19 protein-coding genes are annotated in these 20,954 nt (G+C 67.2%); 4 read left to right on the top strand and 15 right to left on the bottom strand.

The window, feature by feature from the left end; translation table 11 throughout:
* Positions 1-314: 314 nt before the first annotated feature.
* From AC2EBS_RS17050 to AC2EBS_RS17010, 9 genes are all read right to left on the bottom strand, one after another.
* Positions 315-1,826: a tripartite tricarboxylate transporter permease gene (locus AC2EBS_RS17050; protein ID WP_484729641.1), complete on the bottom strand. Its 1,512-nt coding sequence runs from the start codon at positions 1,824-1,826 to the stop codon at positions 315-317.
* Positions 1,827-1,836: 10 nt separating this feature from the next.
* Positions 1,837-2,307, bottom strand: a complete 471-nt coding sequence (locus AC2EBS_RS17045; protein WP_484729640.1) for a tripartite tricarboxylate transporter TctB family protein — start codon at positions 2,305-2,307, stop codon at positions 1,837-1,839.
* Between the two features lie 138 nt (positions 2,308-2,445).
* On the bottom strand, positions 2,446-4,269 hold the full coding sequence (gene tfpB, locus AC2EBS_RS17040) for a type IV pilus assembly ATPase TfpB (protein ID WP_484729639.1): 1,824 nt from the start codon (positions 4,267-4,269) through the stop codon (positions 2,446-2,448).
* Complete coding sequence (locus AC2EBS_RS17035; RefSeq protein WP_484729638.1) at positions 4,266-5,099, bottom strand: spermidine synthase; 834 nt, start codon at positions 5,097-5,099, stop codon at positions 4,266-4,268. Before AC2EBS_RS17035 ends, tfpB begins: the two co-directional genes overlap by 4 nt.
* Positions 5,083-5,610, bottom strand: a complete 528-nt coding sequence (locus tag AC2EBS_RS17030; protein ID WP_484729637.1) for a DNA-deoxyinosine glycosylase — start codon at positions 5,608-5,610, stop codon at positions 5,083-5,085. The genes AC2EBS_RS17035 and AC2EBS_RS17030 overlap by 17 nt, the downstream gene beginning before the upstream one ends.
* Positions 5,603-6,430 carry a TatD family hydrolase gene (locus AC2EBS_RS17025; RefSeq protein ID WP_484729636.1) on the bottom strand — a complete coding sequence of 276 codons (828 nt, stop codon included), beginning with the start codon at positions 6,428-6,430 and terminating at the stop codon, positions 5,603-5,605. Before AC2EBS_RS17025 ends, AC2EBS_RS17030 begins: the two co-directional genes overlap by 8 nt.
* 19 nt (positions 6,431-6,449) lie before the next feature.
* Complete coding sequence (gene purU / locus AC2EBS_RS17020; RefSeq protein WP_484729635.1) at positions 6,450-7,316, bottom strand: formyltetrahydrofolate deformylase; 867 nt, start codon at positions 7,314-7,316, stop codon at positions 6,450-6,452.
* Between the two features lie 61 nt (positions 7,317-7,377).
* Positions 7,378-8,052, bottom strand: a complete 675-nt coding sequence (locus AC2EBS_RS17015; RefSeq protein WP_484729634.1) for an ABC transporter ATP-binding protein — start codon at positions 8,050-8,052, stop codon at positions 7,378-7,380.
* A complete protein-coding gene (locus tag AC2EBS_RS17010; RefSeq protein ID WP_484729633.1) occupies positions 8,045-9,301 on the bottom strand; it encodes a lipoprotein-releasing ABC transporter permease subunit in 1,257 nt (418 codons plus the stop codon). The genes AC2EBS_RS17015 and AC2EBS_RS17010 overlap by 8 nt, the downstream gene beginning before the upstream one ends.
* A 137-nt stretch (positions 9,302-9,438) precedes the next feature.
* Between AC2EBS_RS17010 and AC2EBS_RS17005 the strand changes: the two genes are divergently transcribed.
* Positions 9,439-10,188 carry a substrate-binding periplasmic protein gene (locus AC2EBS_RS17005; RefSeq protein ID WP_484729632.1) on the top strand — a complete coding sequence of 250 codons (750 nt, stop codon included), beginning with the start codon at positions 9,439-9,441 and terminating at the stop codon, positions 10,186-10,188.
* A gap of 1 nt (position 10,189) precedes the next feature.
* Here AC2EBS_RS17005 and AC2EBS_RS17000 read toward each other — a convergent pair whose 3' ends face one another.
* Both AC2EBS_RS17000 and polA read right to left on the bottom strand, forming a co-directional pair.
* A complete protein-coding gene (locus AC2EBS_RS17000; RefSeq protein WP_484729631.1) occupies positions 10,190-10,621 on the bottom strand; it encodes a DUF2267 domain-containing protein in 432 nt (143 codons plus the stop codon).
* Positions 10,622-10,641: 20 nt separating this feature from the next.
* Entirely contained in the window at positions 10,642-13,440 is a 2,799-nt protein-coding gene (gene polA / locus AC2EBS_RS16995; RefSeq protein WP_484729630.1) for a DNA polymerase I, read from the bottom strand.
* A gap of 92 nt (positions 13,441-13,532) precedes the next feature.
* On the opposite strand from polA, the gene AC2EBS_RS16990 reads away from it, so the two are divergent.
* From AC2EBS_RS16990 to AC2EBS_RS16980, 3 genes are read left to right on the top strand one after another with little or no spacing between them, the layout of a single operon-like run.
* The gene (locus tag AC2EBS_RS16990; RefSeq protein ID WP_484729629.1) at positions 13,533-13,847 is read left to right on the top strand and encodes a hypothetical protein; all 315 of its coding nucleotides are present in this window, start codon (positions 13,533-13,535) and stop codon (positions 13,845-13,847) included.
* Positions 13,848-13,887: 40 nt separating this feature from the next.
* On the top strand, positions 13,888-14,874 hold the full coding sequence (locus tag AC2EBS_RS16985) for a homoserine kinase (RefSeq protein ID WP_484729628.1): 987 nt from the start codon (positions 13,888-13,890) through the stop codon (positions 14,872-14,874).
* A complete protein-coding gene (locus tag AC2EBS_RS16980) occupies positions 14,871-15,719 on the top strand; it encodes a BPSS1780 family membrane protein (protein WP_484729627.1) in 849 nt (282 codons plus the stop codon). The genes AC2EBS_RS16985 and AC2EBS_RS16980 overlap by 4 nt, the downstream gene beginning before the upstream one ends.
* 38 nt (positions 15,720-15,757) lie before the next feature.
* Here the strand turns inward: AC2EBS_RS16980 and AC2EBS_RS16975 are convergent, their stop codons facing one another.
* The 4 genes from AC2EBS_RS16975 to AC2EBS_RS16960 form a co-directional block, all read right to left on the bottom strand.
* Positions 15,758-15,997, bottom strand: coding sequence for a thioredoxin family protein (locus tag AC2EBS_RS16975; protein WP_484729626.1), 240 nt, complete (start codon positions 15,995-15,997; stop codon positions 15,758-15,760).
* 57 nt (positions 15,998-16,054) lie between these two features.
* Positions 16,055-17,500 (bottom strand): permease, encoded by a 1,446-nt coding sequence (locus AC2EBS_RS16970; protein WP_484729625.1) that lies wholly within the window; start codon positions 17,498-17,500, stop codon positions 16,055-16,057.
* Positions 17,501-17,682: 182 nt separating this feature from the next.
* Positions 17,683-19,914: a PhoX family protein gene (locus tag AC2EBS_RS16965; protein ID WP_484729624.1), complete on the bottom strand. Its 2,232-nt coding sequence runs from the start codon at positions 19,912-19,914 to the stop codon at positions 17,683-17,685.
* Between the two features lie 136 nt (positions 19,915-20,050).
* Positions 20,051-20,722, bottom strand: a complete 672-nt coding sequence (locus tag AC2EBS_RS16960) for a DJ-1/PfpI family protein (protein ID WP_484729623.1) — start codon at positions 20,720-20,722, stop codon at positions 20,051-20,053.
* Positions 20,723-20,954 lie beyond the last annotated feature (232 nt).

Below are 20,954 nucleotides of genomic sequence, written 5' to 3'. Positions count from 1 at the left end.
CTCGCCTTCAAACGCCCACGCTTATCGGCTGTGAATTCTTAAAGAACATCGCGATCAACTACTGTCTTTCGCGTCGCCAATCAGTGATCAGCGAAGATTCGAATTATGACTGACTTTCAAATCAGCCGTCAAGAAATTTTTGAGTTTTTCTTGACTCGATTCTGACCAACACGCGACGCGCTGAACTTCAAGTTCACCAAGCCATCGTCGGCAGAGCTGCGCACTGTAGCACAGAAGTTTATCTGCGCGCAAGCTCGCGCATCAATTGGAGAGGGCGCCACTCTTGGCGCCCTCTCGTGATGCCGCGTTGACTATCAGTCTTCCTCTTGAAATGCCTCCTGCCGCTTACTCTTGATCGAGGGCAGCATGACGATGACCACCATTAACGCCGCGGCGATCAAAAGACCAGCAGAGAGCGGACGAGTCATGAAGGTTGACCAGTCACCTCTCGAGAGCAGTAGTGCTCGCCGAAGGTTCTCTTCCATCATCGGGCCAAGGATGAAGCCCAGCAGAAGAGGAGCAGGCTCGCAGCCAAGTTTGTAGAACAGGTAGCCGACTACAGCGAACGCTGCCGTCATGAAGACATCAAAGCTGTTGTTGTTGAGGGTGTAGCTGCCGATGCAGCAGAACACAACGATCGCCGGAAACAGAAATCGGTAGGGCACCGTCAGCAGCTTGATCCAGATCCCGATCAGAGGCAGGTTCAAGATGACGAGCATCAGATTGCCGATCCACATCGAAGCGATCAAGCCCCAAAACAGATCAGGATTGCTGGTCATGACCTGTGGGCCCGGCTGGATGCCTTTGATCGTCATGGCTCCCACCATCAGCGCCATCACCGCATTTGGCGGAATCCCCAAAGTCAGCATCGGAATGAAGCTCGTTTGAGCGCCGGCGTTGTTCGCCGACTCCGGGCCCGCGACCCCCTGGATTGCGCCCTTCCCGAATGGCACGCGAGGATTGCGAGCCAGCTTCTTCTCGAGGGTGTAAGCCGCGAAGGCTGCCAGCAGCGCGCCACCGCCCGGCAACACGCCCAGAATGCTGCCTAGGCTGGTACCACGCAAGACGGCAGGCCATGCCTCACGAAAATCCTGCACTGTCGGCCAGAGCCCCTTCACGTCTTTCGTGAAGACCTCGCGATGCTCCGCGGGCTTGCCCAAGTTCGCGATGATCTCGCCGAAGCCGAACACGCCCATCGCAATGACCACGAAGTTGATGCCGTCCGTCAGTTCCGCGATGTCGAACGAATAGCGTGGCGTGCCGGAGATCACATCAGTGTTGATCTGACCGATCAGCAGACCCAGCAGGATCATCGCAATGGCCTTGACCAGCGACCCCGAGGCCAGCACCACAGCACCGATCAGCCCGAGCACCATCAATGAAAAATACTCTGCCGGGCCAAACTTAAAGGCCAGCTCGGTCAACGGCGGCGCGAAAGCCGCGATGATGATCGTGCCCACGCACCCAGCAAAGAATGAACCCAGGCCGGCCGCCGCAAGCGCGGCGCCAGCGCGCCCCTGGCGCGCCATCTGGTAGCCGTCGATGGCAGTCACGACCGAGCTCGATTCGCCTGGCACGTTGATCAGGATCGCTGTGGTCGACCCGCCGTACTGCGCGCCGTAGTAGATGCCCGCAAGCATGATCAGTGCGGGCGTCGCATCCAGCGCATAGATCGACGGGAGTAGCATGGCGATCGTCGCCACAGGGCCAAGGCCGGGAAGCACGCCGATCAGCGTGCCGAGCATGGCCCCGAAGAATGCGTAGGCCAGGTTCTGCAGCGAGAGCGCAGTCTGGAAGCCGAGAGCCAGATTGTTCAACAAGTCCATCGCTCGACCCTCACGCGCCAACAGTCACAAAGGGTGGCCAAGTCGGAATCACCAGACCCAGGCCCCAGATGAAAATCACCCAACTCAGCGCGGTCAGCACGACAGCATTGATCAGAACCTCACTCAACTTGAACTCATCGCCGGCAAATGACGCAACTGCGATCAACAGCGGCAGGGTCAGCACCAGTCCCAGCCGAGGCAAGGCGAATCCGAACAGGCAGATCGCGCCAACAATCACGAGCAGCGGCTTCCAGGCGATGGCGCCGATTCGATCGCCGTTGGGGGACTCGATCGTCAGCGCCTTGAAGAGCACCAGAGCACCAAGCAAGGCCAGCAGGATGCCGAGACCAAATGGAAAGTAGCCCGGCCCCGGGCGCGCTGAAGAACCGAAGCTGTATTCCGTCGCGCCCCAGGCGAAAGCGAGCCCAAGCACGACGAACATCAGCCCCGACCAGAAGTCCTTCTGACTCTTGATCCGCATAGCTCACAAACCTTGTAGTAGTTCTGATGACGGGGCATTCTAGGCAGCGGACCTAGGCACAGCTGTGTGGTTTACACGTAAGCAGAACCGCCTCGCTGCCACTCTGGTGCGAGCCATCTGCAGGGCACGGCGGACGCCTCAGCCTTCCCACTGCGGCGTCGCGCGCAAGACCTCCTCCAAGGTCGTTGCGCCCTCGGCCACCTTCATCGCACCAGCCAGTCGCAGGGGCCGCATGCCCTCCTGCACGGCCTGGCGGCGCAAAGCCGACAGATCCAGCACCGGGTGCAGCTTGGCCTTCACCGCCTCGCTGACAGTGAGCAGTTCGTAGAGGCCGGCGCGCCCACGATAGCCGGTGTTGCGGCAATCCAGGCAGCCCACCGGCTTGTAGGGCTTCACGCCGCCGTTCATGCGCCAATGCTTGAGCGTCTCGTTGAGCGTCTCGCGCGTCACGCTCGGGTCCGGCTGCTTGCAGTTCGGGCACAGCGTGCGCACCAGGCGCTGCGCCAGCACGCCAATCACCGTGGCGCTGATCAGGTAGGACGGCACACCCAGGTCCATCAGCCGCGTGATCGCCGACGGCGCATCGTTGGTGTGTAAGGTGCTGAAGACCAGATGGCCGGTCAGCGCCGCCTGGATGGCCATCTCTGCCGTCTCCAGGTCGCGGATCTCGCCCACCATGATGATGTCCGGGTCCTGGCGCATCAGCGCACGCAGCCCTTCCGCGAAGCCGAAGTCCAGTGCCGACTGCACCTGCGTCTGGTTGAAGGCCGGCTCGATCATCTCGATCGGATCTTCGATGGTGCAGACGTTGACCTCGTCGGTGGCCAGCCGCTTGAGCGTTGAATACAGCGTGCTGGTCTTGCCGCTGCCGGTCGGTCCGGTGACGAGGATGATGCCGTGCGGCTGAGTGACCAGCTGCTTCCAGCGCTCCGCATCGTGGCTGGAGAAGCCCAGCTGGTCGAGATCCTTCACCGCCGTATCGGGGTCGAAGATGCGCATCACCATCTTCTCGCCGAAGGCGGTCGGCAGCGTCGACAGACGCATCTCCACCTCGTCGCCGGCCGGATTGCGCGTCTTGATGCGGCCGTCCAGCGGCCGCCGCTTCTCCACCACGTCCATGCGGCCGAGTAGCTTGATGCGCGAAGTCATCGCGCCCATCACCGACGTGGGCAGCTGGTAGACGGTGTGCAGCACACCATCGATGCGGAAGCGGATCACGCCCATCTCGCGGCGCGGCTCCAGATGGATATCACTGGCACGCTGGTCGAAGGCGTACTGCCACAGCCAGTCCACCACCTGCACCACGCCCTGGTCATTGGCATCGAGCTGCTTGTTGCTCTTGCCCAGCTCGACCAGCTGCTCGAAGCTCGCCACCTGCGAGACCTCGCCCGCCTTGGCCGCGTTGCGCACCGAACGCGCCAGCGTGAAGAACTCCGTCGTATAGCGCGCGATCTCCAGCGGACTGGCCATCACCAGCTTGATCGGCTTGCGCGCGTGCGACTCGATCTGCGCCACCCAGCTGGTGTCGAAAGGTTCCGAGGTCGCAATAGTCACGTCGCTGATGCCCACCTGTACCGGCAGGCAGCGCTTGGCCTCGGCATAGCCCACCGACATGATGTCCGCCACCCGACCCACGTCCACCTTCAGCGGATCGATGCGCAGATAGGGCAGATGTGCGCGACCAGCCAGCCATTCGGTCAGCTGGTCCACATCCAGCGGCTTGTTGGTGCCGGCACGGGTCAGCCCGGCGTGACCCAGTCGCACCAGCGGATGCATGGAGCTGTCGCCAGCACCGAAACGCTGCTCGGTACTCTTGGCCTGCTCCTCGTCGATCACGCCGTCCTCGAGCATCCAGCGCAGCAGCTGGCGCCACTCCAGCCGCCCCTCGGGTCGCGTCGACGGCGCACTGCTGACGCCAGCGCTGGAGTTGCTCTTACTGCTGCTGGACTTGCTGCTGCTCATGTCTTGGGCTCGGCCTGAAGCTGGTTGAGGATGCTCATCGGCAGCGGCCGCACCAGGCGCAGCCACTTGCGCGCCGGCAGGCCATAGCTGCCATACAGCGACTCGATGTTAGCCGCGCGACGCTCCAGTTCATCGCGATCCGGAACCTTGACGTGACGGGCTGCGACGACGACGGTATTGCCCTCGCGCGTCGGCGCCAGGCTCCAGACCTGGTCGCTGCCGAACACGCGGGCAATGCGCGCGGCGCTGCGCGCAAAACTGGCGGCGCGACCGAACAGGTTCACCGTCATCAGCCCGCCGTCCTGCAGCACACCGCGGCAGGCCGCATAGAAGGCCTCGTCGTCCAGCACCGGCGAGGCGGCGTCGTGGTCGTAGAGGTCCACGTTCAGCACCGCCACACTCTGCAGGTTCGCCGGATCGTCCACCCAGGCGCGGGCATCCATGTTCAGCACGGTCAGCCGCGCATCGTCCTCGGGCAGATGGAACCAGGCACGGCAGGCGGAGATCACCGTCGGGTTCAGCTCCACGGCCACCGTCGGCATGCGCAGCACCTTGTGGAAGAAGCGCGTCAGCGCCGCCGCGCCCAGGCCCAGCTGCACCGCCCTGCCCTCGCGCAGCTCGTCGGCCGGTCGCCACAGCATCCAGGCCATCATGCGCTGGATGTACTCCAGTTCCAGCTGCTGCGGCTTCCTGATACGCATCGCGCCCTGCACCCAGATCGAATCCAGGTGCAGGAAGCGCACGCCGTCGTACTCGCTCAAAGTCGCCGGCACCCAGTCAGGCGCGGCCGCGCTGCTGCTCTTCTTGCTGCTGCTACTCGTCTTGCTCATGGTCCGGAAGTAGACCATGGCGCGCGAACACCTCACGCCAGGCGGCCAGCTTGCGCTCGAAGCTCCACGAGGCATTGGCCGGGCTGGTCGACGGCAGCTTGTAGACGGGCAGTCCCAGCGCCTGCGTGATCTTCATGCTGCGCGCCGATTCGCCGCCGTTGTGCGCGATCGCCTGCAACTGCGGCAGCCTGCGCACCAGGCCGGCCAGGTCATTCGGCTCGGCCGCGCGTATCGCGCTGTCCAGGCTGCCCTCGCGCTCGCAGCTGGCATAGACATCCCAGATCGCCAGGCCGCGCACCTTGGCCACCGCGATGCGCTGCGCGTAGGGCATGGCCGGCAAGTCCTGACCCCACAGCGCCGCCAGCAGCGGCCAGAACTGGTTGCGCGGATGGCCGTAGTACTGCTGCGCACGCAGCGAGGCCTCGCCGGGAAAGCTGCCCAGCACCAGCAGCCGCGCCTCGGGCGAGCACACCGGCGCCAGGCCGCGCAACCGCGGCGCTGCCTCAGCCATGCGCCCGCTCCAGAGCGTGCAGCCGCGGCAAGGCCGCGAGCGCATTGGCGCGGGTGATCGCCGCCGTCTGCTCCAGCGTCCAGCCGCGCAGCGCCGCCAGCGATTCGCCGATACGCGGCAGCTCGGCCGGCTCGTTTCGCCCCGTTGCCCTGCCGGCGGCGCGCTCGGCGGCGGTGGCATAGAGCCAATGCGGCGGGATGTCCGGCGCGTCGGTCTCCAGCACCAGCGCGTCAGCCGGCAGTTCGACCGCCAGACGGCGGATCTGCTGCGAGCGCTCATAGGTCAGCGTGCCGCCGAAGCCCAGCCTGAAACCCAGCGCGATGAAGCTCTCGGCCTGCTGGCGGCTGCCGCTGAAGGCATGGGCGATGCCCCCCGGCACTTTGAATCGCCGCAGCCCGCGCAGCAGCTGGTCGGCGCTCTTGCGCACATGCAGGATCGTCGGCAGCCCAAAGCACTGCGCCAGCTTCAGCTGCTCGGTGTAGAAGAACTCCTGCAGCGCCGCATCGATCCCGGGCACGAAGAAGTCCAGGCCAATCTCGCCCACCGCCACCAGGCGCGGATCGTCGCGATGGCGCTCCAGCTGCTCGGCCAGCAGGGCCAGGTCTTGCTCCTTGGCGTCCATCACGTACAGCGGATGGATGCCCAGCGCATAGGCATAGCCATACTGGTGGGCCTGCTCGCGCACGCTGTCGAAATCGAAAGCCGCCACCGCCGGCAGCACCATCTGGCTCACGCCGGCCGCGCGCGCCCGCACGACGACCGCCTCACGGTCGGCATCGAACTCCGGCGCGTCGAGATGGCAGTGGGTGTCCAGCCACATGCCGTGGTTCTGCGCTGCTTCAGCGGAACACCACCGTGCGCTTGCCGTTCATCAGCACGCGGTGTTCGGCATGCCACTGGATCGCGCGCGCCAGCGTCACGCATTCGGTGTCGCGACCGATCGCCACCAGCTGCTCGGGCGGCATGCTGTGGTCGATGCGCGCGACCTCCTGCTCGATGATCGGGCCCTCGTCCAGGTCCGAGGTCACATAGTGCGCCGTCGCGCCGATCAGCTTGACGCCGCGCTCGTAGGCCTGGTGGTAGGGCTTGGCGCCCTTGAAGCTGGGCAGAAAGCTGTGATGGATATTGATCGCGCGGCCGGAGAGGAACTGGCACAGCTCCGGGCTGAGGATCTGCATATAGCGCGCCAGCACCACCAGGTCGATCTGGTTCTCCTCGATCACCGCGCGGATCTTGGCCTCCTGCGCCGCCTTCTGCTCGGGCGTGGCATTCAGCAGCGGAAAGTGGTGAAAAGGAATGTCGTGCGAGGCCGCGAGCTGGTAGAAGTCGCGGTGATTGGAGACGATGGCCGGGATCTCGATCGGCAGATGGCCGGTCTGCACGCGGAACAGCAGGTCGTTCAAGCAGTGACCCAGCTTGGAGACCAGGATCAGCACGCGCGTCTTGCTCTCGCGCGCGACCAGCTCCCAGTCCATCTGCAGACGCTGCGCCAGCGGCGTGAAGGCGGTCTTCAGCGCCTCGGCCGCCACCGGCTTGGCGCACTCGAACTCGATGCGCATGAAGAAGCGCTGGTGGTCGTGGTCGCCATGCTGGGCCGAGGTAACGATATTGCCGCCCTGCTCCAGCAGGAAGCCGGTCACGGCATGGACGATGCCCGACTGGTCGGGGCAGCTGAGCTTGAGGACGAAGCGCGAAGAGGTGGTCATCTGGGGGAATCAGGCTGCTGGCGCCCACCGGGGCGCCGGGTTGGCCCGAATGCTACTGCAGCTATTGCAGCGCACCGCCGGCCAGGCGCAGCTGCGCCTCGCAGCGCGCCGCGAGCTCGGGGTCGTGGGTCACCAGCACGAAGGCGGTGCCCTGCTCACGCGCGGTGGCCAGCATCAACTCGAAGACGGTGTGCGCGGTCTCGCGGTCCAGATTGCCGGTGGGCTCGTCGGCCAGCACGCAGGCCGGCTTAGTGACCAGCGCGCGTGCGATGGCCACGCGCTGACGCTCGCCGCCCGACAGCTCGGCCGGCCGGTGCGCCAGGCGCTGGCCCAGGCCCAGCTTGGCCAGCATCGCGGCGGCGGCCTCGCGCGCCTGCTCCTGCGGCAGGCGGCGCACGCGCAGCGGCATCGCCACATTGTCCAGCGCGCTGAACTCAGGCAGCAGGTGGTGGAACTGGTAGACGAAACCGAGGTGCCGGTTGCGCCACTGGCCCAGCGCCGGCTCCTTCAGCTGCGCCAGGTCCTGGCTCATCAGCGTGACGCGGCCGGCAGTCGGCTTGTCCAGCCCGCCGAGCAGATGCAGCAGCGTGGACTTGCCCGAGCCCGAGGCGCCCACCACGGCCAGCGTCTGGCCGCGCTGCACCGTGATGTCGACACCCGACAGCACCTTGACGTCCAGCCCGCCTTCGCGGAAGCGGCGCTCCAGGCCCAGGCCCTGCAGCACGATCTCATTCATAGCGCAGCGCCTCCGCCGGTTGCACGCGGCTGGCGCGCCAGCTCGGGTAGAGCGTGGCCACGAAGGCCAGCGCCAGGGAGGTGACGGCGATGGGGATGATGTCGCCGCGCTGCGGATCGCTGGGCATGTGGTTGATCAGATAGACGCTGCCGGGCAGGAAGCTGACGTTGAGCAGCTGCTCGATCGCCGGCACGATGATGTCCAGGTTGAAGGCCACGGCCAGGCCCAGCAGCACGCCGGACAAGGTGCCGATCACGCCCGAGGTTGCACCCTGCACGATGAAGATGGCCATGATGGAGCGCGGGCTGGCGCCCAGCGTGCGCAGGATGGCGATGTCGGCCTGCTTGTCGGTCACCGTCATCACCAGCGTGGAGACCAGGTTGAAGGCCGCCACCGCGACGATCAGCGTCAGGATGATGCTCATCAGCCGCTTCTCGATCTGCACCGCGTCGAACCAGTTGGCATTGGTGCGCGTCCAGTCGCGCACGCGCAGTTCCGGCCCGACCTGGCGCGCCAGCTGGTCGGCCACGCGACGCGCCTCATGCACATCCTTCAGACGCAGCTGCACGCCGGTCGGCCCGGCGACACGGAACAGGCGCTGCGCATCCTCGATATGGATCAGCGCCAAGCCGCTGTCGTACTCGTAGTGGCCGGCATTGAAAACGCCCACCACGGTGAAGGCCTTCAGCCGCGGCTGCGTGCCGGCCGGCGTCACCTGTCCGCCCGGTGCCACCAGCGTCAGCTTGTCGCCCTCGCGCACGCCCAGCTGGCGCGCCATCTCGAGGCCGATGACCATGCCCCATTCACCCGGCTTCAGCCGCGCCAGCGCGCCGTCCTTGAGCTGGGCGGCCAGCGGCGTCAGCTCGGCCTCCAGCGCCGGAGCGATGCCACGCACGATGGCGCCGCGCATGTCCTCACCGCGGGCGATCAGCGCCTGCGTGGCCACAAAAGGCGCCGCCGCGACGACGGCGGGGTTGGCCTTGGCCTGCGCCGCGGTAGCCTGCCAGTCGGGCAGCGCCTCGCCGGTGTAGCTGAGGATCTCCACATGCGAGATCACGCTGAGCATGCGGTCGCGCACCTCCTTCTGGAAGCCGTTCATCACCGACAGCACGATGATCAGCGCCGCCACGCCGAGCGCAATGCCCAGCATGGACACGCCGGAGATGAAGGAAATGAAGCGGTTGCGGCGTCCGCCCTTGCCGGCACGGGTGTAGCGCCAGCCGATCTGCAGCTCATAGGGCCAGTTCATGGGCGGCGATGCTAACCTAGGCCCAAGGCCGGTTTGATCTGCTTCAGGCCGATCCCCTCGCACACCGACAGCACTCTGCCAAGCAGCAGTACATCAGAGACATGCCCCCTCGTCGTCGCCTTCTCGCATTTGCTGTGATGAGCAGCCTCGCGCAGACGCTCCGCGCAGCATCGACGAGCTCGCCGGCTCCGCCCCTACAGCTGGTCTACTTCGACAACTTTGCGCCGTTCTCGCAACGACAGCCGGACGGCGCGATGGGCGGCATCTTCGTCGACATCATGGACGAGCTGCTGGGCCGGCGGCTGGGCTTGGCCGTGCGCCACGAAGGCTACCCCTGGGCACGCGCGCAACAAATGGTGCGCAACGGCGAGGCCGATGGTTTCGTCACCGTGCCTACCGACGAGCGTCTGGCCTACGCCGTGGCCAGTCAGGAGTGGGTCACGCAAGGCCGCTTCACGATGTTCGTGCGTCGGGAAGACCGCGCGCTGCGCGAGCGCCTGGGCAAGGCCCAGGGCACCGAGGCCCTGCGCGGCCTGAAGCTCGGCTCCTATCTCGGCAACGGCTGGGTCAGATCGCGCTTCCCGGACAAGGAGTGGGAGGTCAGCTACTCCAGCAGCCGCAGCCATGCGCTGCGCATGCTGGCAGCGCGGCGCTTCGATGTGCTGGTGGACTCGTCCAACGCCACCCAGGCGGCGCTGAGGGCCACCGGCCTGGACGCCGAGATCGTCGAGCTGGCACCGGTGCTGGAAAGCAGCGAGACGCGCCTGATGCTCGCGCGCAGCTCGCCCCATGTCGGCCGTCTGCCGCAGATCGATGCGGCGCTGCGGCGCATGAAGGCCGATGGCACGCTGGCGCGGCTGAGTCAGCTGCCGCCCGAGCCCGGCTGACTCAGCTCCGCCAATAGTCCCGCGCCGCAGCGGGCAGCTCATCGAGCAGGCGCTGCAGCGCCTGCACATCCACCTGGCGCTGCAACGCTGTCGCCACCGCGGCGATCGCATCGGGCGGCGAGAAGTTGTGCTCGCGGCGCAGCGCGCGCACTTCCTCGGTCAGTGCCTCGCGGTCGCCCCAGGGCAAGGGCTCGGCATGCTGCTCGAGCTCCTGCGCCCAGCCGCTGACGAAGATCGCGCACAGCACCGGCGGCAGCACCTCGGCGAAGCGCAGCGCCTGCGGCACGCTAAGGCGACGACGGAAGACATGGAGCACGCCCACCACCATGTTCCAGGCCATGTTCGTCGTGGCCAGGCCGGCGGCATCACGCGCGTCGACCATGAAGCGCTCAAACTGCAGCGAGGCCTGCTGGTACTCGGAAGGAATGGGCATATCGCTAGAGCGCCAAGGGATCAATGCGCCTCGTCCCAGTTGCTGCCCACGCCCACCTCGGCCAGCAGCGGCACCTTGAGCGCCGCCACACCGGCCATGAGAAGCGGCACCTCGGCCTTGATCCAGTCCAGCTCGGCCGCGGGCACCTCGAAGACCAGTTCGTCGTGCACCTGCATCACGATGCGCGTGGCCTTGTGCTGGCGGTCCAGCTCGGCCTGCACCGCGATCATTGCCAGCTTGATCAGATCGGCCGCCGTGCCCTGCATCGGCGCATTGATGGCCTGGCGCTCGGCGCCGCTGCGGCGCGGGCCGTTGCCGGAGTTGATCTCGGGCAGCCACAGGCGCCGGCCGAACACCGTCTCCACATAGCCCTTGGCCTTCGCCTCCTCGCGGGTGCGGTCCATATAGGCCTTCACGCCGGCGAAGCGGGTGAAGTAGCGATCGATGTAGTCCTTGGCCGCCTTTTGCTCGATGCCCAGCGACTGCGCCAGGCCGAAGGCGCCCATGCCATAGATCAGGCCGAAGTTGATGGTCTTGGCATAGCGGCGCTGCTCGCTGCTGACCTCGGCGAGCGGCACGCCGAACACCTCGCTGGCGGTGGCGCGATGCACGTCCTGGCCTTCCTGGAAGGCGCGCAGCAGGCCCGGGTCCTCGCTGATGTGCGCCATGATGCGCAGCTCGATCTGCGAGTAGTCGGCGCTGACGATCACATGCCCCGGTGGCGCAACAAACGCCTCGCGCACGCGCCGGCCTTCGGCGGTGCGGATGGGGATGTTCTGCAGGTTGGGCTCGTTGCTGGCCAGCCGGCCGGTGACCGCCACCGCCTGCGCATAGTTGGTGTGCACGCGGCCAGTGGCCGGGTTGACCATCAGCGGCAGCTTGTCGGTATAGGTGCTCTTGAGCTTGGCCAGGCCCCGGTACTCGAGGATCTTGGCCGGCAGCGGATAGTCCTGCGCCAGCTTGTCCAGCACCTCTTCGTCGGTGGATGGTGCGCCGGTGGCGGTCTTCTTCACCACCGGCAGGCCCAGCTTGCCAAAGAGGATTTCGCCGATCTGCTTCGGGCTGCCCATATTGAAAGGCTGGCCGGCCAGCTCGTAAGCCTGCTGCTCCAGCGCCACCAAGCGCTGGCCCAGCTCCTGGCTCTGCGCCTGCAGACGCGTCGCGTCGATCAGCACGCCGTTGCGCTCGATGCGCGCCAGCAGTGCCGAGACCGGCATTTCGATCTTCTCGTAGACGAAGGCCAGGCCCTTGTCGGCTTCGATGCGCGGCAGCAGCAGCTCGTGCACATGCAGGCACATCTCGGCGTCCTCGCACGAGTACTCCGACGCGCGAGCCACCTCCACCTGCGCGAAGGGGATCTGGTGCGCACCCTTGCCGCAGACATCCTCGTAGCTCAGCCCATGGCGGCCCAGGTGGCGCTCGGCCAGCGCGTCCAGGCCATGGCTCTTGTGCGCCTCGAGCACATAGCTCTCCAGCATGGTGTCGTAGGCATAGCCGGCGACCGCGATGCCATGGTTGGCGAACACATGCGTGTCGTACTTGATGTGCTGGCCCACCTTGCGGCGCGTCGGGTTCTCCAGCCAGGGCTTGAGCCGCGCCAGCACCTCGTCCAGCGGCAGCTGCTCGGGCGCGCCCGGCCCCTCGTGGCGCAGCGGGATGTAGGCCGCCTCGCCCGCCTTGACCGCCAGCGAGATGCCGACGATGCGCGCGCGCATGCTGTCCAGCGAATCGGTCTCGGTGTCCAGCGCGGTCAGCGGCGCAGCCTCGATGCGCGCCAGCCAGTCGTCGAACTGTGCCCAGCTCAGCAGCGTTTCGTAATGACGGTGGATCTGCGCGGCACCGGCCGGCGGGTCGATCTCGGCAAACAGATCGCCAGTCTGCGGCGCAGCGGCAGGCTTGGGAGCAGCCGCGGCGGCTTCGCCTTCCAGCTCGCGCTTCCAGGTCTTGAAGCCATAGCGGGTGAAGAAGTCCAGCAGCGCCGGCTTGTCGATTTCCTTCAAGGCCAGCTCGTCGAGCGCAGGCCACTGCGGCACATGAGCACCGAGGTCGGCATCGCGCAGCACCGTGACCAGCTTGCGCGCGGTGGGCAGCCAGTCCAGCGCCTTGCGCAGGTTCTCGCCGGCCACGCCCTTGATCTGGCCGGCGGCGGCGACCACGCCGTCCAGCGAGCCGTATTCGGCGATCCACTTCGCCGCGGTCTTGGGGCCCACCTTCTCGACGCCGGGCACGTTGTCCACCGTGTCGCCCATCAGCGTCAGGTAGTCGATGATGCGCGCCGGCGGCACGCCGAACTTGGCCAGCACGCCGGCCTCGTCCAGACGCTCGGGCGGCTTGCTCATCGTGTTGATCAGCGTGACCTCGGGCGTCACCAGCTGGGCCAGGTCCTTGTCGCCGGTGGCGATCACCACCTGATGGCCGCTTTCGGCGGCCACACGCGCCAGCGTACCGATCACGTCGTCGGCCTCGATGCCGGGTACCTCCAGCACCGGCCAGCCGAGCAGGCGGATCACCTCGTGGATGGGCTCGATCTGCTCGCGCAGCGCATCGGGCATCGGCGCGCGCTGCGCCTTGTACTCCGGATACCACTCGTCGCGGAAGGTCGGACCCTTGGCATCGAACACGCACGCGGCATGCTCGGCGGCGATGTCCTCACGCAGCTTCTTCATCATCGCCACGATGCCGTGCACCGCGCCGGTGGACTGGCCCTCGGGCCCGCGCAGGTCCGGCATCGCGTGGTAGGCGCGGTAGAGGAAGCTGGAGCCATCCACCAGCAGCAGGATGGGCTTGGTCTCGGTCGTCGTCTGTGCTTGTTCGCTCATGCGGCGATTGTCATTCACGCCGGGCGAGTGACCCAGCTGCGGAGATACGGCCCGCGCCGGTACACACCCAGGCCAACGCATAGAATCGCCTGATGCGAACCGCCACCCGCCTTGTCCGCCCGATCAGCCTGCTGGCCCTGCTCGCCAGCGGCCTGTGCGCTATGCCTGCGATGGCCGCGGATGCGCCCGACGCCAAGGTGGAGAACATCGTCGTGGAAGACGACCGCACCCGCATCGAGGAGCGCCGCGTGCGCGGCGAGACCGAGAAAGTCACCGTCCAGTCCAAGAACAGCAAGGCGCCGGCCTACGAGATCGTCATGGGTGACGGCAGCCGCGACCTGATGGCCGGTCCGGGCTCCAACCGTGGCACCGTAGGCCAGCGCGTCTGGCGCCTCCTGACCTTCTGATTGATCCGCGCCCTTCACCGCGGCGCCCTCTTCCGACCCCATGGCCGTTTACACCGAAGTCACGCTCGAGCAGGCGCAGGCCTTGTGCAGCCGTCTGAACCTGGGCCAGGTGCAGAGCCTGCGCGGCATCACCGGCGGCATCGAGAACACCAACTACTTCGTCGACACCGAGCGCGGCGAGTTCGTGCTCACCGTGTTCGAGCGCCTGTCCTTCGCGCAGCTGCCCTTCTATCTGAGGCTGATGCAGCACCTCGCCCAGCGCGGCATCCCGGTGCCCGAGCCCAGGGCTGACGCCGGCGGCGAGATCCTGCACAGCCTGGCCGGCAAGCCGGCCGCGGTGGTGGACAAGCTGCGCGGCGCCTCGCAGCTGGCGCCCGATGTCTTCCACTGCGAGCAGGTCGGCGCGATGCTGGCACGCATGCATCTGGCCGGGCGCGATTTCCCGCTCAAGCAGCCCAATCTGCGCGGCCTTCCCTGGTGGACCGAGACGGTGCCGGTGGTGCTGCCCTATCTGAACGCCAGCCAGGCCGAGCTGATCCAGTCCGAGCTGGCCTTCCAGCAGCAGCTCGCCGCGTCCGCCGGCTATGCCGACCTGCAGGCCCATCATGCGGGTCCCATCCATGCCGACCTGTTCCGCGACAACGTGATGTTCGAAGGCCTGCCGGGCCGCGAGAAGCTCAGCGGCTTCTTCGACTTCTACTTCGCCGGTGTGGACACCTGGCTTTTCGACCTGGCGGTGTGCCTGAACGACTGGTGCATAGACCTGGCCAGCGGCGCGCTGGACGAGACGCGCGCCAGCGCCTTCGTCGCCGCCTACGAGCGCGAGCGCCCGCTGAGCGGTGCCGAGCACCGCCTGCTGCCGGCCATGCTGCGCGCCGGCGCGCTGCGCTTCTGGCTGTCGCGGCTGTGGGATTTCCACCTGCCGCGCGATGCCGCGCTGCTCAAGCCGCACGACCCCAGCCACTTCGAGCGCGTGCTGCGCGCGCGCATTGACAAGCCCTGGCACGCGATGGCGGAGGCACGATGAGCAGCGGTAGCACGATGAGCTTGCACCTGCAGACGGTGCCGGCACGCAACGGCCTGATCTGGATGCGCCATGGTTTCAAGGTGCTGCGCCGCCGGCCCATGGCGCTGAGCGGCCTGTATGCGATGACGCTGACCATAGGCCTGCTGCTGCCCACGCTGCTGCCGCCGCTGGGCTTCCTCACGCTGATGGCACTGCCGCTGGTGTCGCTGGGCTTCATGATCGCCACGCACCTGGTGCTGCAGAACATCACGCCGACACCGGCGGTCTTCGTCGCACCGCTGAAGCTCACCGTGCCGCGCCGCAAGGCGCAGCTGATGCTCGGCGCCGGCTATGCCACGCTGATGCTGCTGGCCGTGCTGCTGGCCCAGGCCATCGATGGCGGCGCCTTCGAGGAGTTGCAGACGCTGATGCAGCAGAGCAAGCCCGACCCCGAGGCGGTGGCCACGGCGCTGTCCGACCCGCGCCTGTTCTGGGGCGCGGTCACGCTGATGACGCTGATGACGCTGGTGTCGGTGCTGTTCTGGCATGCGCCAGCGCTGGTGCACTGGGGCGGCCAGGGGGTGATGCAGGCGCTGTTCTCCAGCTGGATGGGCGTGTGGCGCAACAAGGGCGCGTTCGCGCTCAACGGCCTGGCCTGGCTGGGCCTGCTGATCGGCCTGAGCATGCTCACCGGCGTGCTCGCCGGCCTCTTGGCCCTGCCCGCGCCGGTGATGGGCCTGCTCGGCGTGGCGCTGGCGCTGTTCCTATCCACCGCCTTCTACTCGTCGCTGTACTTCAGCTTCGTGGACTGCTTCATGTTCGGCGCGCCGCGCGAGCTGCCGGGCGAGACCAAGAGCAGCGCCTGAGGCGCGGCGCGGGCCGCGCTGCCTCAGGCCTCCATCGCTCAGGCGTTCCTCATCCAGCTCTGCACCTCGGCCACGGTCGGGATGCGGCCGCTGCTGACCAGTTGCTCGTTGACGACCAGACCCGGCGTGGCCAACAGGTCGTAGGTCATGATCTCCTTCATGTCCGTCACCTTGACGAACTCGGCCTCGAGCTGCGCCTGGCCGGCGGCCTCGCGCGCCACGGCCTCGAGCTTGCGGCAGTTGGCGCAGCCCGCGCCGAGGATCTTGACGGTCAGCATCTCGTTCTCCCAGGTTCAATGAAACGTTGAATGGATGATGGCGTGCGCGCCGGTGGCTCAGACGGCGGCCGCGCCCTGCTGGCGCCGCCTCAGCCAGGCAAAGGCGGCGATGAACAACAGCACTGCCAGCACCAGGGCCAGCAGCAGCGAGGCGCGTGCCTGCCCGTCCACCCAGGCGCCGTAGAGCAGACCGGCGGCGATGCTGAACAGCGCCACCAGGCCGACATAGGCGGCCGTCTTCGCGCGGCCCAGCACGGCCGAGACCATGAGCATGCTCTGCAGGCTCAGCTCCGGGTCGGCCATCAGATAGGCCAGCAAGGGTCCGCGGTGCATGCCCAGGTCCAGGAACATGCGCGCCACCGGCACCTCGACCAGGGTCGGGAAGTACATGAACACCCCGAAGCCCACCGCCACCGCATTGGCCGCCAGCGTGTTGCTGCCGGCCAGGCTCTGCACCCACTCGGGACGGATCAGCTGGCGCACCATGCCGACGATGAACACGCCGACCAGCAGCAGCAGGAAGATCTGCTTGACGAAGCGCCAGGCCTCCCACATCCAGGAACGCCATTCATCGACCTGCAGCTGGCGAGCGTAATGCCACACCGCCAGCAGCGCCGCGCCGACCGCCACGACGCGCCCGGTGAGCACCAGCTGCAGGCCACCGCTGACCGGCACCAGGCGCAGCGCGGCGATCAGCAGCGTGGCCGCCGTGAGCCCCAGCGCGATCCAGGTGTAGCGGTTGGCGCCTTCGACGATGTTCTCCAGCCCGCGCCAGGCCACCGCGGCGATGGCCAGCAGCAGCGCGATCAGCAGCGAGCCCTGCACGCTGACGCCCTCCTCGCCCTTGGCGGCATCGAACGGCACCCAGCGCAGCAGCGTTGCCTGCCAGGACTCGGCCCAGGCCAGCGGCAGATCCAGGCGGGCCAGATCGGCCGTCAGCGGCCACAGCCGCAAGGTGCCGGCGATCAGCAGCGCCACCAATGAGAGCAGCAAGCCCAGCGCCGGCGCCGAGATGCTGGCCTGCTGCGCGAAGAGCCGCTCCGTCTGCGCGTCATGCTGCGCGTCCTCGCGCCAGAACAGCAGCGCCATCAGCAGCCCGATGCCGATGCCGAACAGCAGGCACATCAGGATGCGCGCCAGCGCGAACTCGGCGCCGAGGATGTTGCCGGTGTAGGCCAGCGCCATGATGTTGCCGGCCGGCGCGAAGAACAGGAAGGTGATCGCCGGGCCTATGCCGGCGCCCTTGCGGTAGATGCCGCCGAACAGCGGCACGATGGTGCAGGAGCACACCGCCAGCAGCGAGCCCGCTGCTGCCGCCGCCGGATAGGACACATGGGCAGGCGCACTGCGCCCCAGCCAGCGCGTGATGCTGGCCTTGGGAATCAGCGCCGCCATCGCGCCGGCGATGAAGAAGGCCGGCAGCAGGCACAGCAACACATGCGCGGCCAGATAGGACGCCAGCGTGCCGGCGCCACCGTTGATGAGCTGCAGTGCAATGTCCATGTCCGCTCCTGCGATTCAGTGTAGTCAGACACGCCCCCTGCCAGCGGCTGACACTGAACGTCGCTTGATGCAGAGCAAGGGCCGCGCGACACGCAGAAACGAGCACGCCCCGGCTTTACCGGGGCGTGCTGGGGAAGATCACGGCATCGAGGGCGCTTGCGAGGCCGCCCTCCGCCCGACGATCAGCTGCCGATGCGGCCGCCGTCGTTCTTGGTGATCACGATGGTTGCCGAACGCGGACGCTTGCCGGCACCGTAGCCGGCATTGCTGGGCCACTGGCTGGTGTACTTGCTCGGGTCGGCGATATTGGCCATCGCCGTGCCCTCGCCCGGGTGCTGGATGTTGACGAAGATCGCCTTGCCATCCGGGGTCTCGCACAGGCCGGTGATCTCGCAGTCCTTGGGGCCAACCAGGAAGCGCTTGAGCGTCTCGGCCGTCGGTGCCTTGCCCACATAGGTGTCGACCGCCAGCGTGCTGCCGTTGGACTTGGTGTAGCTCAGCGTCTTCTTCGCGCCGTCGCCGACCTGGCCGGGGATGGCGGCCAGCATCATGCAGTTCGTCACGTCGGTGTAGGCGCCGTCGTCGGTCTGGATCCAGCAGATGCCGGTCGAGGGGCTGAATACCAGGCCATCGGGGCTGGACAGGTCCTGGTCGCTGGTCAGGCTGGACAGGTTGACGGTGCCCGCTGCGGCGCCGGCTTCGGCGGCGAACAGGTACACGTCCCAGGTGAAGCTGGTGGCGGCGGAGCCGGCTGCGCCTTCCTTGATGCGCAGGATGTGGCCGTTGGGGTTGCCGGTCTGGGCCGAGCTGCCCTTCATGTCGGTATAGACACGCGGGTTGGCGCTGTCCGGCGCCATCTGCGAGCTGCTGCTCGGCTCGACGCGGCGGTTGCTGTTGTTGGTCAGCGTGAAGTAGATCTCGCCATTGATCGGGTTGACCGAGCACCACTCCGGCCGGTCCATCTTGGTGGCGCCGACGGCATCGGCGGCCAGACGGGTGTTCACGCAGATGTCACCCTGGTCGGCGAAGGCATAGCCAGCGTAGCCGGCGATCGCGGCGTTCGACAGCGCCAGCTCGATCCACTGGCCCGTGCCGTCCGAATTGAACTTGGCGACATAGAGCTTGCCGCTGTCCAGATACTTGTCGCCGGCTGCCATGCGGTTGGCCGGGTTGGCGTCGGCAGCGTCCCAGCTGGCGGCGCTGACAAACTTGTAGATGTACTCGCCGCGCGAGTCGTCGCCCATATAGGCGGCGAGCGGCTGACCGACCACCGGCTTGCCGAAGGCGGCGCTCTCGTGCGCGAAGCGGCCCAGGCCGGTGCGCTTCTTGGCGGCCTTGCTCTTGTCGTAGGCGTCGACCTCGACGATGTAGCCCATGCCGTTCATCTCGTTGCGGTAGTCGTCGCTGCCGTCGGCCGAGGCGCCCAGCTTGCTGTTGTTCCAGCGCTGGTACTTGTCTTCGCTGCCGGCGCTCTCCCAGCCGTGGCGCGAGGCGGCGCCCTGGCTGCGGCCATAGCGCTTCAGCGCGGTGACGCTCTTGTCGTTGCCGCGCGCAGCATCATCGGTGGCGGAGCGGGTGAAGTAGCCGGCCCAGTTTTCTTCGCCGGTCAGCAGCGTGCCCCAGGGCGTCTTGCCGGTGCCGCAGTTGTTCAGCGTGCCGCGGGTCTTCACGCCGGTGGGCGAGAACTTGGTGACCAGCAGCTTGTTGCCGCGCGCCGGGCCGCTGATCTCGACTTCGGTCTGGGTGGTGAGACGGAAGTTGAAGGCCGAGTCCTTCACATAGGACCACTTGCCATCGCTGGCCTTCTTCACCTCCACGACCGACACGCCGTGGATGGCCAGTTCCTTGTCCACCTCGGAGGCGGGACGCGGCAGCGTCGACGTGCCGCCGTTGGCATGCAGGAAGAAGGACGAGAGCCTTTCGTCAGTGGTGGCCTCGTGGTTCATGCCCAGCAGGCCACGGTCGGCTGCGGTGGTCGAGGGTTTGCCGTCGGCAGACAGGCCGAACCACTCCATGCCGTCGTGGTGGTCGCCGGCACGGTTCTCGTAGTCGGTGTCGGTGCCGTCGTTCTTGTAGTCGGCGGTGGCGGCGCGCAGCGGATCGCCCAGCGCATAGATGATGCTGAAGCTGTAGCCGGCCGGCACGCTGACCTTGTCCTCCAGGCTCTTGGCCACGGCGGAGAAGCCCAGGGCCTTGAGCGGCGACAAGGTCGGCGTGACTTCGTCGTCACCGCCGCCGCAGGCGCTCAACGCAGTGGCGCCGAACACGGCGGTGGCCATGCCGCCCACCGAACCGCGCAGGATGCTGCGGCGGCTCAGGCGTGCGCTCAGCACAGAGTCGAAGCTGGGGTTGGCCGAGGTGTTGGAATCCTCGTCGTTGAAGTGGCTGCGGGTCGGGTCTTGGGAGTTTTTCATGGGTTTTCCAGCGGGCTGGCGGCTAGCGTGAACACAGCCTCACAGGCTAGGCAGCCGCGATGAAAACCCCGTGACCGCGGCATGACAGCGCTGTCACATTGGCCCCGACGCAACGGCGCCGGGCGCACGCCAGCGCTCAGATCTCGCGACCGAAACCCGAGGCGACGAAGGCGCTGCCCAGGTCGCGCCATTCGTAGTCCATCTGCCGCGCGGTGCGCAGCGCCAGCTCGATGCCGGCCAGTTCGGCCACCAGGTGCAGGCTGAGATCGATGCCGGCGGAGATGCCGGCCGAGGTGAAGACACGGCAGCGCCCGCCCTGGTGCACCCAGGGCCGCGCCTCCACCCAGCGCTGCGTGCTGGGCAGCACCTTCAGCAGCGAGCCCGAGGCCAGCGAGGCAGCGCGCAAGCCCTCCAGGTCTTCCCAGTGCGTGATTGCGGCGCGCTCGTTGAGCAGGCCGGCCTTCTCCAGCAGAAAGGCCCCGGTGCACACCGAGGCCAGCACCTTCAGCCGCAAGCTCTGCGCGACCAGCCAGTCGTCCAGGCCCGCACGCTGCAGCTCGGCGCTGACGTCACCGCCGGGCACGATCAGCACGTCCAGCTCGCCAGCCTGCTGGCAAGTCAGCGTCGGCAGCACACGCAGGCCGCCCCGTGCCTGCACCGGCCCCGGCTCGACAGCCAGCGTGAACACCTCGAAGGGTGGCGCCTCGCCTTCGCGCTCGGCCAGGCGCGAGGCGGTCGAGAACACCTCGAAGGGGCCGGCAAAGTCCAGCACCTCCACCGCGTCGAACAGATAGATCCCCAGCTTCATCACCACCCCCGCCTGGCCACCGAACTGGGCCAGCCCCCGGCCCGAGCGCCGAGCATGCCACGCGGCCCACCCGGGGCGTCAATCCCTGGCGCCCCGAGCGAACCGCGGCGAGGGGACAGCGCAAGGCCGGCACGCAGCCTGCTGCCAGCGCGCTGTCAGGGGGCTGCCTACAATTCGCCCCAGGCCCCGTTCGGGGCTGTTGTCGTTTGTGCCCCGCCTGTTGCCCCCGTCT

The sequence above is a fragment of the Roseateles sp. T103 genome, assembly GCF_057219915.1.
Note: the sequence above shows the minus strand (reverse complement) of the source record. Positions and strands in the feature narration are given on the sequence as shown.

Bases quoted from the DNA above. Each gene is read 5' to 3' on its own strand.
- AC2EBS_RS17015 (WP_484729634.1), bottom strand. From the start codon at position 8,052: ATGAATGAGATCGTGCTGCAGGGCCTGGGCCTGGAGCGCCGCTTCCGC.
- tfpB (WP_484729639.1), bottom strand. From the start codon at position 4,269: ATGAGCAGCAGCAAGTCCAGCAGCAGTAAGAGCAACTCCAGCGCTGGC.
- polA (WP_484729630.1), bottom strand. From the start codon at position 13,440: ATGAGCGAACAAGCACAGACGACGACCGAGACCAAGCCCATCCTGCTG.
- AC2EBS_RS16990 (WP_484729629.1), top strand. From the start codon at position 13,533: ATGCGAACCGCCACCCGCCTTGTCCGCCCGATCAGCCTGCTGGCCCTG.
- AC2EBS_RS16985 (WP_484729628.1), top strand. From the start codon at position 13,888: ATGGCCGTTTACACCGAAGTCACGCTCGAGCAGGCGCAGGCCTTGTGC.
- AC2EBS_RS17030 (WP_484729637.1), bottom strand. From the start codon at position 5,610: ATGGCTGAGGCAGCGCCGCGGTTGCGCGGCCTGGCGCCGGTGTGCTCG.
- AC2EBS_RS16965 (WP_484729624.1), bottom strand. From the start codon at position 19,914: ATGAAAAACTCCCAAGACCCGACCCGCAGCCACTTCAACGACGAGGAT.
- AC2EBS_RS16975 (WP_484729626.1), bottom strand. From the start codon at position 15,997: ATGCTGACCGTCAAGATCCTCGGCGCGGGCTGCGCCAACTGCCGCAAG.
- AC2EBS_RS17050 (WP_484729641.1), bottom strand. From the start codon at position 1,826: ATGGACTTGTTGAACAATCTGGCTCTCGGCTTCCAGACTGCGCTCTCG.
- AC2EBS_RS17005 (WP_484729632.1), top strand. From the start codon at position 9,439: ATGAGCAGCCTCGCGCAGACGCTCCGCGCAGCATCGACGAGCTCGCCG.
- purU (WP_484729635.1), bottom strand. From the start codon at position 7,316: ATGACCACCTCTTCGCGCTTCGTCCTCAAGCTCAGCTGCCCCGACCAG.
- AC2EBS_RS16970 (WP_484729625.1), bottom strand. From the start codon at position 17,500: ATGGACATTGCACTGCAGCTCATCAACGGTGGCGCCGGCACGCTGGCG.
- AC2EBS_RS17010 (WP_484729633.1), bottom strand. From the start codon at position 9,301: ATGAACTGGCCCTATGAGCTGCAGATCGGCTGGCGCTACACCCGTGCC.
- AC2EBS_RS17045 (WP_484729640.1), bottom strand. From the start codon at position 2,307: ATGCGGATCAAGAGTCAGAAGGACTTCTGGTCGGGGCTGATGTTCGTC.
- AC2EBS_RS17025 (WP_484729636.1), bottom strand. From the start codon at position 6,430: ATGTGGCTGGACACCCACTGCCATCTCGACGCGCCGGAGTTCGATGCC.
- AC2EBS_RS16980 (WP_484729627.1), top strand. From the start codon at position 14,871: ATGAGCAGCGGTAGCACGATGAGCTTGCACCTGCAGACGGTGCCGGCA.
- AC2EBS_RS17000 (WP_484729631.1), bottom strand. From the start codon at position 10,621: ATGCCCATTCCTTCCGAGTACCAGCAGGCCTCGCTGCAGTTTGAGCGC.
- AC2EBS_RS17035 (WP_484729638.1), bottom strand. From the start codon at position 5,099: ATGAGCAAGACGAGTAGCAGCAGCAAGAAGAGCAGCAGCGCGGCCGCG.
- AC2EBS_RS16960 (WP_484729623.1), bottom strand. From the start codon at position 20,722: ATGAAGCTGGGGATCTATCTGTTCGACGCGGTGGAGGTGCTGGACTTT.